This window comes from Chryseobacterium luteum (genome assembly GCF_000737785.1).
In the GTDB taxonomy this organism is placed as follows: domain Bacteria; phylum Bacteroidota; class Bacteroidia; order Flavobacteriales; family Weeksellaceae; genus Chryseobacterium; species Chryseobacterium luteum.
In genome coordinates, this window is sequence record NZ_JPRO01000005.1 from 96,080 (window position 1) to 110,553 (window position 14,474).

A 14,474-nucleotide genomic window follows, 5' to 3' on the forward strand; every position below is an offset into this window, starting at 1 on the left:
GAATAAGAGCAATTTTATTCTATCGCAAAGAAATACAAAATATTTCCTGTGTATAAGTAAAATGGGTTTGTTTAAAAATTAGAGTTCTGAAAAGTTTCAGAGCTGCCCGGATTTAAGATTTAAAGTGATGATGTGGTATTTAAGCCATTATCCTTTTAACACAAAAAAGCAGAAGTTTATACTCCTGCTTTTGATATGCTAAAATAGTGATTAATGTTTTGTGTATTCCGGCTCGTCAACAGTCTGAGTGGTCGGCATAAAGTATTCATTAAGCCAGTAGAAGGTTTGTCCGTTCTGCTGGATCTTCACTGCCGGATTGTTTCTGTGGGAAAGCATTCTGTCGGCTAATTCTTTATAGTCCTTGAAATACTTTCTTACCCTTTCATTCAAAACGATTTTAGATTTTTTCCAGCCTTTAAGTTTGTATTTAGACATCAGCTCATCTTCTGAATTATCAAAACCAGTGCTTAATCCTACTGCATAAGCCATTGGCTTTTCATAAAGCTCAGATTTATCCAGGAATTTTAAGGTAGGATTATATTTTTTCAGAAGCCTGATATATTCCTTGATCGCTCTGGCCTGTTTAAAATCTGCTCTTTCAGGCTGTGTTTTAAAATAAACTTCAGTGTAAAAGTTCTTTAAGTTATCATATTCTGTTTCTGAGATAAGGATCCCTTTTTCTATACCCGGCTTGTAATCTTTCAGATCTTTCGGGATATATCCTTTTACAAGGAACGGGTTTCCATAGTTGATCAGCTGGGCTGCAATTCCTGCAGAAACCGGATTCGTAAGGCCCGGGAAGAGGTATTTATATTTCAGGTCCACATCTGTTCTTCCTGCTCCTACCGAGGAATGGAAATACTCATTCAGTGACTTGTCAACCGTTTGATTGTCTAAGGTAACCTGTGCAATCAGGCTGTCTACGGACTTTTTCAGGTAACCCGGCATAGCTACATCACCTTTTTTAGGGAAAATAACGAATCCCTGGGACATGCTCTGCTTTGGATAATCCAATGAGAAGAATCCGGCATCGCCTTCCACAAGGCTGAAGTTATTTTTAGTAAGAACATCACTCTGGTTAATGATCTTCTGCTTTTTAAGCTCGGCAATATTTTTCGCTGTGTTGGTCACCACATTTTCAGCCATTAACACAAAATCATTGTATGTATCGGCTGATCTCGCACTGGTCTGGAACATGATCAGCCTGGCCTGTGCCTGTGTAAGAGAGCTGATCACACTGTACATATTTCCGCTCTGATTGGCAGAAGTTCCTACAGTGACTACAATATTGGTTTCATCCGGAACGTTCGACAGCAGATTTCCTGCAGCAGAAAGCGCTTCATCCACCGGTTGGTATCCGCTGTTGCTGTCACAGTTCATTTCGTTGGTCTTTTCATCAATGAACTTCGTAATCTTACTGTAGTCTGCATTTAAACTGGAAACCAAAACATTTTCTCCGCACGGATTATTTTTATACAAAACAACTCCATATTTTACGCCATTGAAATAAGAAGGTTTTTCAAATCTAAGCTGAAGATCCTGAAGAAGAGACTTCACAATCGGGGCATAAGGGGCATTGGGAGCACTTACATCCAGTGCAAAAACAATGTTTATATTTTTATCTCTTTCCGTGATTTCCCTGTAGCGGTCAAAATAGATCTCCTCACCCAAAACATTGAATACATAATTTTTGCTGTAGTCTAAAATATTGGTAAAGTATTTTGTTTTGGAATCCGGTGTGGGAGTTTCATTTAAAGCCAGGCTTACCGGGTAAATATTCTCAAGAGGGGTTCTCTTATGGGTATCGGTAAGAAGAATGGCTGTTCTGCTTTCTGCATCTGCTCCGCCTGGGTATCCTTCGTGCACGCCTAAGGCAGATTCGGTAACTTTTGTATCGTTTTTAAGCTTTACGGCAGAACGCTCACCCCAGGCAGAGATTACGTTGGCATTTACCCATCCGTAAAGGTTTGTGCTGATGCTGTCTATATCAATGGAAGGCTTTTTACCTACCAAAAACCGTTTATTGTTTTCTGCCTGTTTGTAGACATATACCATCTGGCCGTTTGGAATTTTGACATTGGCAGCTTCTACCAGGCTTGGTGAATTGAACACCATGATTGAGTCATTCTTATAATATCTCTCTGCACTTCTGATCACTTCACTGTGATTCGGAACTACAGCCACTCTTACAGGGAAGCCTGTTTTTTCGCTTTTTAAAGAATTATTCCATAAAAGAAGGTCGGATTCCGGGATCCAGCCGTAGGTTTTAATAGATTTTGACGAAACTTTTTTCATTAAAGCATCCGGAACGTATTCCGCTACTTTCACCATTCCATCTCTATGTTTCAGAACCATTAAAGGCTCAAGGAATTTAACTTCTTTGTACGATTTTTCGTCACTCTTATCAAGATAGGCTGTATTTCTGGACCTGTCCGAAATAACGATCCACGGGACCGCTTTTTTCGGGTACCCGTTCACTACCGGCGAATTGTCTACCTGCCCGTACTGTGACGGCTCAGGAGTTCTTTTAGATGGCAGCCTCACCTGACAGCCTGCTAATAATACTGATAATCCGATATAATATGCTGCTAGAGGAAATTTATTGTTCATCCTATTTTATTTTAATGATTGGTGTCTCCGGAATACCGGATTATATTATTTGCTTTGATTGATATCTACCTTGGTTACACAGTTCTGCGTATCATCTAAGTTCACTTTTACACTCTGAATGACAACATTTTTGTCAAACTGAAGGCCTGCACAGTACATATAAAAGTTATTCGCTTTGCTGTCGCTTACCTTTACTACCGTATTCTCGTTGTTACACAGATAGGTTCTCAGCAGGTAGTTATAATGCATATTAAAGCTGTTCCCATTGGCAATCTGCTGCAGGTGATATTTGAAATCATCATCAACCTTTTTATAAGAATCTTCTACAGGTATTTCATCCTCCTGCAAAGAGTTGTAAGCCGGAAGAATCTTAATAAGGTGGTAGATAGGTTCCTGGCTTTCCTCCGTGAATAATGCCACGCGGTAATCTCCCGGTTTTTTATAAGAATAAATGGCCATCTTCTCTTTGGCATCTATATTTCCCGTTTCACCAAACTTCCATGCAAACTGGGTAGCATCCGAAACTGCACGGAACTGCACATTTTCATTCTGCATCGCCTGGGCAGGAGCTTCTATAACAGTACTGATCTTCGCACTGTCTTTCGGCTTCTGGTATCTGGCCGAAACCATCACAGGGAAGGTCTTGCTATATTTGTTATCAATAATCAAGCTTACCGAATAATACCCCGGTTTATTGTAAAAGTGTATTCCGGTACTTTTGTCTGAAGTTGTTCCGTCCCCAAAATTCCATCTCTTGGTTTTTGCGAACTGGGTTTTATCCTCAAATAAAAGGGTATCGCCTACAGACAGCGAGGAAGGATAGACTACTCCTACAATATCATCGGCAGAATGGATCACCTTTTTCTGCAGCCATAGCGCAACGAGTGCCGCAATAAGCAGCGTTGCGATAACACCAATAATAATGTTCTTTTTGTTTTTTTGAAAATAATTCATAGTTAAGTGATTGTGATGTTTATTCCTTTAATGTTTATTTCTTTTACTGGGTTCTTTCTCTTAGGGCATTTTCTCTTTCATAAAGGCGGTTTTGCTTGTCTTTAAAACCGATTCTGCAGTCTTCCACCTCTTTTTCGAATCTTTTTACATCTTCTGTGGTTGTAGAAATAACTTTTTTGTCCTCAAAATACATTTTGTAGAATTTAGCGATCTGCGGATACGCATCTTTTCGGATATCCATGACATCGTTAGCATGAAAGTAGCTTGCAAGGCCATTGATACCATTGAAAATATTGCTCTCGGCAAAGGGTTCCGGAGATTTATCTGCAATTCTGCTGATCATGGTGTAAGTACTGTCCATTTCCGGCTGCAAGATCTTTTGGTGACCATCGAATGCCGCTTTCTGTTCAAGACTTTGTATTCCTCTTACATCTTCTTCGGAGAATGGGGAATCGTATCCCTTTAAAAAGATGATTCCGAAGAATATCATAGCTGCTAAAAGCATCAGTATTAAATAAAAAAACTGATAATGCCTTTCTTTCTTAGATAGTGTAATAGATCCCTGCATATGATTTATTTTTTTATTACCTTTTTTTTCCTCCTGTAAAATTCCTGGTAGGATCTTTTTTAAGCTGGCCGTTCGCTCTTCCTACCTTTACTATGCACTCCTCAAGATCCCTGAGGACTATCTTTTTCTGGGATTCTACCCCGATAATATCATTCTTTAACTTCAACATCGGCTCTATCTGCTTCATCAGAACAGCATAATGCTTGAAATTATTAGCACTGTCTTTACCCATAATGTTTTTTACTTCCCTCACATCATCCATAATTCTGGTTCTGAGGAAAACATCATTTTCTACCTTATTGATGTTGAGCTGGTTCATCTGGTCATAGATTTTATCTACATGAGCCCTGAGAACGTCACCACGCATCATAAGTTCTTTGTAAGCATCCGATTCCTTTACTATTCCTTCCCGCTGTATATTGTAGCTTTTAAAAAAAAGGAATAGGCACAGAAAAGACACCACCGATAAGACGACGAAAGACAGAATAAACTTCCAGATGCCTATTCTGACATCAGATTTGTTTAGTTTTTTTTCTCTGTTAGAAGACATATGTTTGCGATTTGTTTGGCCTGTGAAAATATAAAAAAAAAAATTTATGTACAATACGTATTTTACCTAATGTATTTTCGTGAAAACCCTAATTAACGAAGTTTAATTTTAACTTTCATAAGTTTTTCATAAATTAGGCATCTGAATTTTAAATATCATATACCAAATCGATATTAAAAGTGAGTAAATTATTATCAAACACAGTCCGGTTTTCTATAGCTGACAGCGACTTCTACTTTAAGAAGATCATGATCAAAACACTGATGGAAAACCCTTTCTATATGCTTCTGAATGACTGTAACAACGGTCATGAGCTTGTGAACAGGATTTACAGGAGACAGGAAGACGTGTTTATCATAGAGCTGTTCATGCCCGTACTGAGCGGGATAGAAGCTATCAAATACATCAGGAAAAACAATACGGAAACCCCTATTGTAACTTATTCCAGCACGTATCAGGAAGATATGGCTGAGATCCTTTCTAAAATTCCCAATATCTATTATTGCCAGAAAAAAAGCAATATTATTAAAGATATTATTAAAGGAAGTATTGCTTCTGACGGCTTCGACTATGACAAATATTCTAAGGAATGGGAGCAGCAGCCACTCGCGGTACAGAACTATATGGAGAGGCAGAAGAAGGGCCAGGAAGAGCTCAGCCCTACCGAAATACAGCTTATGAAATTCTGCTACGAAGGCTACAGTAACAAGGAAATCGCAGAAAAACTGAACCTCAGTACCCGTACCATTGATACCTACATCAACAGGCTTACAGAAAAGCTGGGACTGAAAACCAAACTGCATCTTATCCGTTTCTGTGTAGAAAACGGCTACTACAATTCCAGCATGTAGGAAGATTTAATGTAATATTAATATTGACTAAACATGAAAACTCTAACCCGATGAGCAAAAAATTTTGCCACTAATTTGCTAGTATTCAATTTTTTTAACTAAATTTGCACACCTAAAATTTAAAATTAAAAAAGGAAATGACAAAGGCAGAATTGGTAAACACCATCTCAAATAAGTTGGGAACAGAAAAGAATGAAACACAGAAAGTTGTAGAAGCTTTTATGCAGGAGATCAGGACTTCTATGTATAATGGGGATAACGTTTATCTAAGAGGTTTTGGATCTTTTATCATTAAAACAAGAGCTGCTAAAACAGGAAGAAATATTTCTAAAAACACTGCAATTGAGATTCCTGCTCATAACATTCCTGCTTTCAAACCTTCAAAATCTTTTGTAGAGAAAGTAAAAACTAAAGTCGCAGTAAAATAAAAAATTAACTGAATATTAACTAGTTACTAAAAAATTAAAATTATGCCAAGCGGAAAGAAAAGAAAAAGACACAAGGTTGCAACTCACAAAAGAAAGAAAAGAAGAAGAGCGAACAGACATAAGAAAAAATAATCTCTTTTTCCGAGATTTACAATATAATAATATAGTTGGTGGTTTTAATTTTTTAAAGATCACCGACTATATTTTTGTTTGCAACCAGTAAGATTTAAAGGGAAAAATAAGGTTTTTACAGATGTTAAAAAAAAATGCAGCAATTTCAATCTAAATTCTTATATTTAATATTATTTATCTGCTAAAAAATACGCCAATTTCCTATAATCTTAATAATTTTATCTTATAACAAAAATGAAGAAAGAACTAATAGTTTCGCATGAAGACGATCTTACAAAGATTGCACTGCTGGAAGACGGAAGACTATGTGAACTTCATGAACAAGAGGACAAAAGCGAATTTATAGTTGGAGATCTGTTTGTAGGAAGAGTAAAAAAACTGGCACCCAACCTGAATGCTGCCTTCGTAAATATCGGCTACGATAAGGATGCATTTCTGCATTATCAGGATCTGGGACCGCAATACTTAACGTACAAAAAGTTTTTAAAAGATACTATTTCTAAAAAACAGAGCACTTCAAGCTTAAAAAATTTCGAGATCCAACCCGAAATAGACAAAAACGGAACCGTAGAAAAAGTCATTGTAAAAGATGATCTCGTTCTGCTTCAGATCACCAAAGAACCTATTTCCACAAAAGGTCCGAGAATTTCTACCCAGGTTTCTCTGACAGGACGTTTTCTGGTCCTGATCCCTTTCGACAACAAAGTTTCCATTTCTAAAAAGATTAGAACTAATGAAGAAAAGGAAAGACTGAAAACGCTTATAGACAGCATCAAGCCTGAAGGTTTCGGTGTTATTATAAGGACTGTAGCGGAAGGAAAAAAAGTAGCAGACCTTCACAATGATATGAATCAGCTGATCCAGAAATGGGAAAGCACGTTCAAAAACATTCAGAAAAGTAAGGTTCCGGCCAGAGTTTTAAGCGAAGAAGACAAAGCTTCAGCTATTTTAAGAGACAATTTCAACCAGGATTTCGTGAGCATCATCTGCGATGATGAGCAGATGGCAGCTGAAATGACCAGCTATGTGGAGGTCATAGCTCCGGAAAAAAAGAATATTGTCCAGTTTTATAATTCACACATTCCTCTTCTGGAATATTATAACGTTGAAAAACAGCTCAAGCAGAGCTTCGGAAAACACGTTAATATTCCAAGTTCAAAAGGTGCTTACCTAGTCATTGAGCATACAGAAGCACTTCACGTGATCGACGTCAACTCCGGAAATAATATCACGACCGGAAACTCAGCCAATAAAGAACACGCCATGAACGTGAACAAAATGGCAGCAACAGAAATCGCAAGACAATTGCGTCTTCGTGATATGGGAGGCATTATCGTTATTGATTTTATCGACATGCAAAATCCCGACCACAGAAGAGATTTGTTTGAACATTTGAAAGAAGAAATGAAACGTGACAAAGCACGCCACAAAATTCTTCCCCCGAGCAAATTTGGACTGATCCAGATCACCAGACAAAGAAACCGCCCGGAAAAACAAATCGAGACCAAAGAAGAAAATCCTAATAAAGACGGAGAAATCACAGCTCCGATCGTTGTTGTGGAAAGATTGGAAGAAACCATAAGAAATATTATACAGAAGGATAAAGGAAAACTTTACCTGCATGTACATCCTTTCGTGGAAGCTTACCTTACAAAAGGCATCAAAAGCATCCAGATGAAATGGTTCATGAAATATAAAAAATGGGTAACCGTCATCCCAAGGGATTCTTTCAAATATTTAGAATACAAAATTTACAATTCGAAAAAAGAAGAATTGATTGGATATTCTAATTAACACAAAATTTTAAACCTCCGGCTTGTCTGGAGGTTTTTTGTTATATTTACAGTCTTAAAACACATACACAATGACAAAAAATTTATTTCTTGTGCTGCTTCTTGCAGTACAGACTGCTTTTGCACAAATCATTTCTAAAGATCCCACTTTTGCTTCGAATGGAGTATCTAACGTTGCCAATTATACGCTTGCCTGGACTATGGCTCAAGATTCTAATGGAAGTATTTATTCATCTTATTCTATCCCGAATAGTACCGAAACATTTGTATATAAACTTACAGCTAATGGAGTTCTAGATTCAGCTTTTGGAAACAATGGAAAAATTCAACTGCCTTATTATACTTATCTATGTCAATTAAAAATACAGTCGGATGGTAAATTGGTGATTTTTGGTTTTGGCAATACCAGTGGTGGAGTTTCCGGTTCTATTGATGTAGGAATAATATATAGAATACTTCCAAACGGGCAGTTAGATGCCACTTTCGGAACCAATGGCATTTCAATAATATCTAATGGTTTTAGTATTGGTAGTGATGTAAATGGTCGTTCTTTAGGACTAATTTTACAAAATGGGAAAATAATTGTTCATGACTCTGCTACTATATGGAGATGTAATGCTGACGGAAGTATTGATACCTCTTTCGGAACCAATGGTTCTGTAGCTACTCAGGGAAACTTTTATTATGGTGCGTTTGTACTAATGGATAACCAATCTAATCTTATCTGTATTACCAAGATCAACTCTGCCTATGCTAATGGCATCATTGAAAAATTCAGTCCCGATGGACAGCCGGTAACGAGCTTTGGAAATAATGGTATTTTACAATCAAATTTGGTTTTTGAACCTTTGGGTACTGCAATTATAGACAGCAATAATAAGATTGTTATTTCAAAATCAAATTCCACAGGCAATGAAATTTTTAGACTAAACCCGGATGGAACTCTTGATAGTACATTTAATTGTGCCTTATCTATAATACATCCCAGCGCTTTGGCTAAAAGTATTGTTGAAAAAAATGGATATTATTACATTGGAGGAAACCAATCATCCCATCCCTATATCCCTTATAGTTCAGACGAATCTCCTACCTTTTTTACAAAGCTCACTCAAAGTGGTTCGATAGCTCCTGATTTTGGTTATTATCCTGACAGTTCATTTATGAGTGTTGAAGAAATGATTGTTAATAACAATAATATTATTTCAAACGGAGACGCAGCAATCGTAAAATATTTACTTAGTACTGCAACATTATCAACCGTTGACGCTACAAAAACAAGTATCGATATATCTTTTGAAAATCCGGTCAATCAAAATCTGGTTTACAAATCGGAAAAAAAGGTAAGTAAAATAGAAATCTATTCCCTTGACGGAAAACTTCTAAAGACCGTACAGGAAAATAATTCAAATGCTTCTGAACTTCCGAAAGGAGTTTATCTTGTGAAAGTAACTTTTGACAATGGAAAAGTTTCAATAAAAAAACTTATGAAGAATTAAAAAATAAAATTTCTTAAATCTAATTTAAAAAGTATTTACATAATTTTAGTAAATACTTTTTTATTTTTCAAACTAAACAAAAAATTCAGAATGAGTAAAGAGCACCACTATAAAGCAACCATACACTGGACAGGAAACAAAGGAACCGGCACTGGCGGCCATAGAAGCTACGAAAGGAGCCATACCATTCAGATTGAGAATAAAGCCCTTATTGATGGCTCTTCTGATCCCGCATTCCGTGGAGATAAAACCAAACACAATCCTGAAGACCTTTTTCTTTCTTCACTTTCTTCGTGCCATATGCTTTGGTACCTTCACTTCTGTTCAGAAGAAGGAATCATTGTCACCGGTTATACAGACGAAGCTACGGGCATTATGTCCGAAAATACCAATGGGAGCGGAAACTTCACTTCTGTAACACTGCACCCGACAGTTACCGTCACAGAGGAATCTATGATTGAAAAAGCAAAAGAGCTCCATCATAAAGCTAACGAATTTTGTTTCATCGCCAGATCGGTAAATTTTCCCGTAGAACACATCCCTACCCTGTTAATTAAAAAAACGTAACCACTGCCACAGTATAAATTAATTAACATAATGATAAACAACACACAGGAAATATTTCGTATTCCTGAATGAAATGTCTTTGTTTTTCTTGAATTTGTTTAAACTTTTTTGTTGGACAATCGCAAAGGCGCAAAGTTTTAATCTGTATGGATGTTTTCAGGCGAAAGAAAATTAAAGATTTTCAGCAAAAACTCTATAATAAAGTGAGAAATTTTATAGCAGATAAAATCTTTGTGCCTTAAAATGTTTTTATAATATAATTTGTGCCTTTGCGATTGGCTAACTATATAAAATATAAGTTTAAACAGATTTCTTATTATACATAACAGAAAATACCTTTTGTTTGCCTTTGCGATAAAATAAATTGCATTCATACATTTCTTATCCGAACTCAGGTTAATTAATGTTAATCCCTATTCTTTTCTTCAGTATATATTGCTAAATTTGAGGTATGGAAAATTTTGGAAAAGATTTATTGAGAAAAATTACCAATGTAGAACTGCCGGGGATACATGCCCACGGGGTATTTTCACCTCCTTCCCGTCCTGTATTCACCTATGATGAGGTATTGGCAAAAAATCCAAAATTTGCAGCCGTTAATATTGTTCTTTATTTAAAAGATAATGAATGGTATTTCCCACTGATTCAAAGAACCATTAATGAGCACGACAGGCACAGCGGACAGATCTCACTGCCCGGCGGCAAGCGTGAAGAATTGGACAGGGATTTTGCAGAAACCGCAGTACGGGAAACCTCGGAAGAGATCGGTATAGACAAGCATTACATAAGGGTGATCAGGGAGATGTCTCCTATCTATATTCCACCGAGTAATTTCTACGTGTACCCTTATATTTCTTATACTAAAAAGAACCCGCTTTTCGTTCTTCAGCAGACTGAAGCGGTAGAAACTATAGAATTTCCTATCACCTCTTTTCTCAGCCTTCCGGATAATCCCGAAATCATGGCACTTCCGGGTGCTTCCGGGCATGAAGTCCCGGTCATTAATTTCAACGGATACATCATCTGGGGCGCTACAGCAATGATATTGAGCGAGTTTAGCCAGTTGCTGAAAAAAATGTAACTTTGCACTACAGTGTTAATTGAGAGATGGCGAAGAAAAATATTTTCACCGATGCATTCGGAACACCTTATTTTTTAAAAAGGTTTATTATTTTTATTTTAGGGGTTGTATCTTACAGAAGGTTCAACGGCTTTAATAAATTAAGGATAACCGGTACGGAACACCTGGTGGATCTTCCCGATTCCAACGTGCTTTTCGTATCCAACCATCAAACCTATTTTGCAGACGTAGCAGCAATGTACCATGCATTCTGCGCTGTAAACAACGGATATCTGAACACAATTAAAAACCCTATCTACCTGCTCAACCCAAAGATCGACTTTTACTATGTAGCAGCAGAAGAAACCATGAACAAAGGGATTCTTCCCAAGATCTTCAAGATCGCGGGTGCTGTAACGGTAAAAAGAACCTGGAGGGCAGAGGGTAAAACGGTCAACAGGATGGTAGATCTAACGGAAGTTGACAATATTATGAAAGCTTTGGACAATGGCTGGGTAGCTACTTTCCCTCAAGGTACTACATCTGCTTTTGCCCAAGGACGAAGAGGTACAGCCAAACTGGTCAAAAATCAGCGGCCGATCGTGATTCCTATCAAGATCAACGGTTTCAGAAGGGCATTTGACAAGAAAGGCCTCCGTGTAAAGGTTACGGGCGTAAAACCTACCATGGAATTCAAAGCACCTCTGGATATAGATTACGACAATGAAAAAGCGCCTGAAATTCTATTGAAAATCATGACTGCCATTGAGCAGACAGAAGATTTCAATGTACTACACAATTATGATGAAGAACTTAAAGCTAAAAAATTAGAACAAAAGGATTCAAATAATTAAAGTAAGTAGAAAATGATGAACAAAATATTAGGGATCTTATTCACGGTCATAGTATTAGTTTCGTGTAACAGTCAGAAGGTATATTCAGATTTTGATATAAGCTATTCCAGAAGCGGAGGTTATGCTCCTATGTACGAGAATTTACTTATCAAAGGTAATAATGCACATTATTCTTTTGAGGAAGGGGGGGAAAAGTATAAAAAGGACTTTAAAATTTCTGATGAAGATTTGAAGAAACTGGATCAGACACTTTCCCAGAACAATTTCAGAAGGATACAGGAAGATCACAAAAAGCTGTATGATCATGTGGCCACCACCGTCAATGTAAAGAAGGGTCCGAACGAAGGCAACAAGTCTGATGCCAGCATGATGATGCCGAACTTTACAACGAACTGGAACAATATTCTGAATGCCTTCCAGGAGATCATTAATAATAATGTAAAAAAACAGTAAATACAATTGAAAACCCACTTCATTGCTATCGGCGGAAGCGCCATGCATAATCTTGCGATTGCGTTAAAGGACAAAGGATACCAGGTAACAGGTTCAGATGATGCTATTTTCGAGCCTTCAAGATCCAGACTGGAAAAGAAAGGAATTCTGCCCCGGGAAATGGGCTGGTTCCCTGAAAAAATAACTTCGGACATTGATGCAGTTATCCTTGGAATGCATGCCCATCAGGACAATCCTGAGCTGGCAAAGGCAAAAGAGCTGGGTTTAAAAATTTATTCATATCCTGAATTTCTTTACGAACAGTCAAAAAACAAGACAAGAGTGGTAATCGCCGGATCACACGGTAAGACGACAATCACTTCAATGATTCTTCATGTCTTGAATTTCCATCAGAAAGATGTTGATTATATGGTAGGTGCGCAGCTGGAAGGCTTTGACTGCATGGTAAAGCTGACGCAGGACAACGATTTTATGGTGCTGGAGGGTGATGAATACCTTTCCTCACCTATCGACCTCCGTTCAAAGTTCCTTCTGTACCAGCCGAATATTGCTTTAATGAGCGGTATTGCATGGGATCATATCAATGTATTCAAAACATTTGACGATTATACAGAGCAGTTCAGAAGATTCGTTGCAAGCATTACTCCAGGCGGTGTTCTGGTATACAATGAAGAAGATGCAGAGGTGGTAAAAGTAGTGGAAGCCGCCGAAAATTATTTCAGAAAAATCCCTTACAAAACTCCCGAATACGAAATCATTAACGGAAAAGTTCATTTAAAAACTGAAATGGGTGATGTTCCGCTTTCGGTTTTTGGAGCACACAATTTACTGAATCTTGAAGGAGCACGACATATTTGCCATACGTTGGGAATTATGGATGAAGATTTCTATGAAGCCATCATGAGCTTCAAAGGCGCGTCAAAACGTCTTGAAAAAGTAGAAAGAGAAGATAAAGGAATTCTTTACAAAGATTTTGCACACGCTCCCAGCAAGGTAAAAGCTGCTGTAAAAGCTTTTTGTGAACAATTTAAAAACGAAAAAAAATACGGTTTTCTTGAATTGCATACCTATTCAAGTTTGAATCCTGTATTTTTAGAACAATACGATCACGCAATGGACGGTCTGGATGAAGCGGTTGTTTTCTATTCTGAAGACGCCTTAAAGATCAAAAGAATGGAACCAATTTCGCCTGATCTGATCAACGAAAAATTTAAAAACGAAAATTTAAAAGTATTTACCAATGCCAAAGAGCTTCATGCTTACTGGGATACGCTGGATAAAACCCAGGGTGTTTATATGATGATGAGTTCGGGTAATTTTGGTGGTTTGGATTTGACGAAATAAATTTACTTATATAAAACAAGATTCCTTTCAGATCAAGAGGAATTTTGTTTTATTAATTATTGTTTTTTCTTGCTAATACTTTAGCAGACTCATAAGCTATTCTAAAATTTTCCGCTTCTTTTTTATTCCTAATTGATTGGGATAACGAACTTTTTTCTTTGCTCAAATGAGTCTCCGAAATAAATTTTCCATCTTTGGAAGCTCTTATTCTAATAGAATCCATTTTATCTTGAATACTTTTTTTCATAATTACAAAGTTAATAATTATTTTATTTTCTTTCTATTAAATAATATCTGTACAAGTTTGATGCCTTTCTTTCTAAATCAAAAGGTTCAGGCCTGGGTTTAAATAATGCCCTATCATATTGATCTCTTTCAACATTTCCATTTCTCAATAATTTTACATACCAGTCAACGCCTATTATTACGACCAAATCATTTAATTCTTCATGATTACTTATAAACATTCTATGATATAAATAGGCTCGTGTATCATCAGAACCATCTATTCCTATCTTTTTATCTTTGTTTGTATCAAGAAATGTTATAACAAAAAATATGATTGTTGAAAATAGTTTATTTATATTTTTATGTTGTAATTTGATTGTATCATCAATTTTTCCATGTTCATCTAATGGTCCATAAGCTAGATTATAAACATTTGGCAAAAAAGGGTCTTCATAATCATAAAATCTCACATATAAATCCTTGCTTTCGCCACTATTTAATTCAGAATGAAAAATAAACTCTGTTAAATCATCACTAATAGAAATTGGTTCGTAAGTATCTTCTAGATTAATTTTGATCATTGTGT

The 14,474-nt window shown here is 36.8% G+C and carries 15 protein-coding genes; 9 read left to right on the forward strand and 6 right to left on the reverse strand.

Annotated elements, in window-relative coordinates:
• Positions 1 to 210 precede the first annotated feature (210 nt).
• Genes tssR through tssO form a run of 4 tightly spaced genes read right to left on the reverse strand, consistent with a single transcriptional unit; the run spans position 211 to position 4,682 of the window.
• Positions 211 to 2,610 carry a type VI secretion system protein TssR domain-containing protein gene (gene tssR / locus IX38_RS08690; protein WP_034703857.1) on the reverse strand — a complete coding sequence of 800 codons (2,400 nt, stop codon included), beginning with the start codon at positions 2,608 to 2,610 and terminating at the stop codon, positions 211 to 213.
• Positions 2,611 to 2,655: 45 nt separating this feature from the next.
• Positions 2,656 to 3,564, reverse strand: coding sequence for a PKD domain-containing protein (locus tag IX38_RS08695; protein WP_034703859.1), 909 nt, complete (start codon positions 3,562 to 3,564; stop codon positions 2,656 to 2,658).
• Positions 3,565 to 3,607: 43 nt separating this feature from the next.
• On the reverse strand, positions 3,608 to 4,132 hold the full coding sequence (locus IX38_RS08700; protein ID WP_034703861.1) for a type VI secretion system transmembrane protein TssO: 525 nt from the start codon (positions 4,130 to 4,132) through the stop codon (positions 3,608 to 3,610).
• A 16-nt stretch (positions 4,133 to 4,148) separates the two neighbouring features.
• Positions 4,149 to 4,682, reverse strand: coding sequence for a type VI secretion system TssO (gene tssO / locus IX38_RS08705; protein WP_034703863.1), 534 nt, complete (start codon positions 4,680 to 4,682; stop codon positions 4,149 to 4,151).
• A gap of 179 nt (positions 4,683 to 4,861) precedes the next feature.
• On the opposite strand from tssO, the gene IX38_RS08710 reads away from it, so the two are divergent.
• The 9 genes from IX38_RS08710 to IX38_RS08750 all read left to right on the forward strand — a co-directional run bounded on the left by IX38_RS08710 (position 4,862) and on the right by IX38_RS08750 (position 13,660).
• Entirely contained in the window at positions 4,862 to 5,533 is a 672-nt protein-coding gene (locus IX38_RS08710) for a response regulator transcription factor (protein WP_034703865.1), read from the forward strand.
• A 137-nt stretch (positions 5,534 to 5,670) separates the two neighbouring features.
• Entirely contained in the window at positions 5,671 to 5,961 is a 291-nt protein-coding gene (locus tag IX38_RS08715; RefSeq protein ID WP_002984212.1) for an HU family DNA-binding protein, read from the forward strand.
• 366 nt (positions 5,962 to 6,327) lie between these two features.
• Positions 6,328 to 7,887 (forward strand): Rne/Rng family ribonuclease, encoded by a 1,560-nt coding sequence (locus IX38_RS08720; protein ID WP_034703867.1) that lies wholly within the window; start codon positions 6,328 to 6,330, stop codon positions 7,885 to 7,887.
• A gap of 70 nt (positions 7,888 to 7,957) precedes the next feature.
• Positions 7,958 to 9,382: a T9SS type A sorting domain-containing protein gene (locus IX38_RS08725; protein ID WP_034703869.1), complete on the forward strand. Its 1,425-nt coding sequence runs from the start codon at positions 7,958 to 7,960 to the stop codon at positions 9,380 to 9,382.
• A gap of 90 nt (positions 9,383 to 9,472) precedes the next feature.
• Positions 9,473 to 9,949, forward strand: a complete 477-nt coding sequence (locus IX38_RS08730) for an OsmC family protein (RefSeq protein WP_084680236.1) — start codon at positions 9,473 to 9,475, stop codon at positions 9,947 to 9,949.
• A 451-nt stretch (positions 9,950 to 10,400) separates the two neighbouring features.
• Complete coding sequence (locus tag IX38_RS08735) at positions 10,401 to 11,030, forward strand: NUDIX hydrolase (protein WP_034703873.1); 630 nt, start codon at positions 10,401 to 10,403, stop codon at positions 11,028 to 11,030.
• A 26-nt stretch (positions 11,031 to 11,056) separates the two neighbouring features.
• Entirely contained in the window at positions 11,057 to 11,863 is an 807-nt protein-coding gene (locus IX38_RS08740) for a lysophospholipid acyltransferase family protein (protein WP_034703875.1), read from the forward strand.
• A 12-nt stretch (positions 11,864 to 11,875) separates the two neighbouring features.
• A complete protein-coding gene (locus tag IX38_RS08745) occupies positions 11,876 to 12,316 on the forward strand; it encodes a hypothetical protein (protein ID WP_228377928.1) in 441 nt (146 codons plus the stop codon).
• 6 nt (positions 12,317 to 12,322) lie between these two features.
• Positions 12,323 to 13,660: a UDP-N-acetylmuramate--L-alanine ligase gene (locus IX38_RS08750; RefSeq protein ID WP_034703877.1), complete on the forward strand. Its 1,338-nt coding sequence runs from the start codon at positions 12,323 to 12,325 to the stop codon at positions 13,658 to 13,660.
• 52 nt (positions 13,661 to 13,712) lie between these two features.
• Here IX38_RS08750 and IX38_RS08755 read toward each other — a convergent pair whose 3' ends face one another.
• Positions 13,713 to 13,907, reverse strand: coding sequence for a hypothetical protein (locus IX38_RS08755; protein WP_034703879.1), 195 nt, complete (start codon positions 13,905 to 13,907; stop codon positions 13,713 to 13,715).
• Between the two features lie 22 nt (positions 13,908 to 13,929).
• Positions 13,930 to 14,469, reverse strand: coding sequence for a DUF6934 family protein (locus IX38_RS08760; RefSeq protein ID WP_034703881.1), 540 nt, complete (start codon positions 14,467 to 14,469; stop codon positions 13,930 to 13,932).
• Positions 14,470 to 14,474 lie beyond the last annotated feature (5 nt).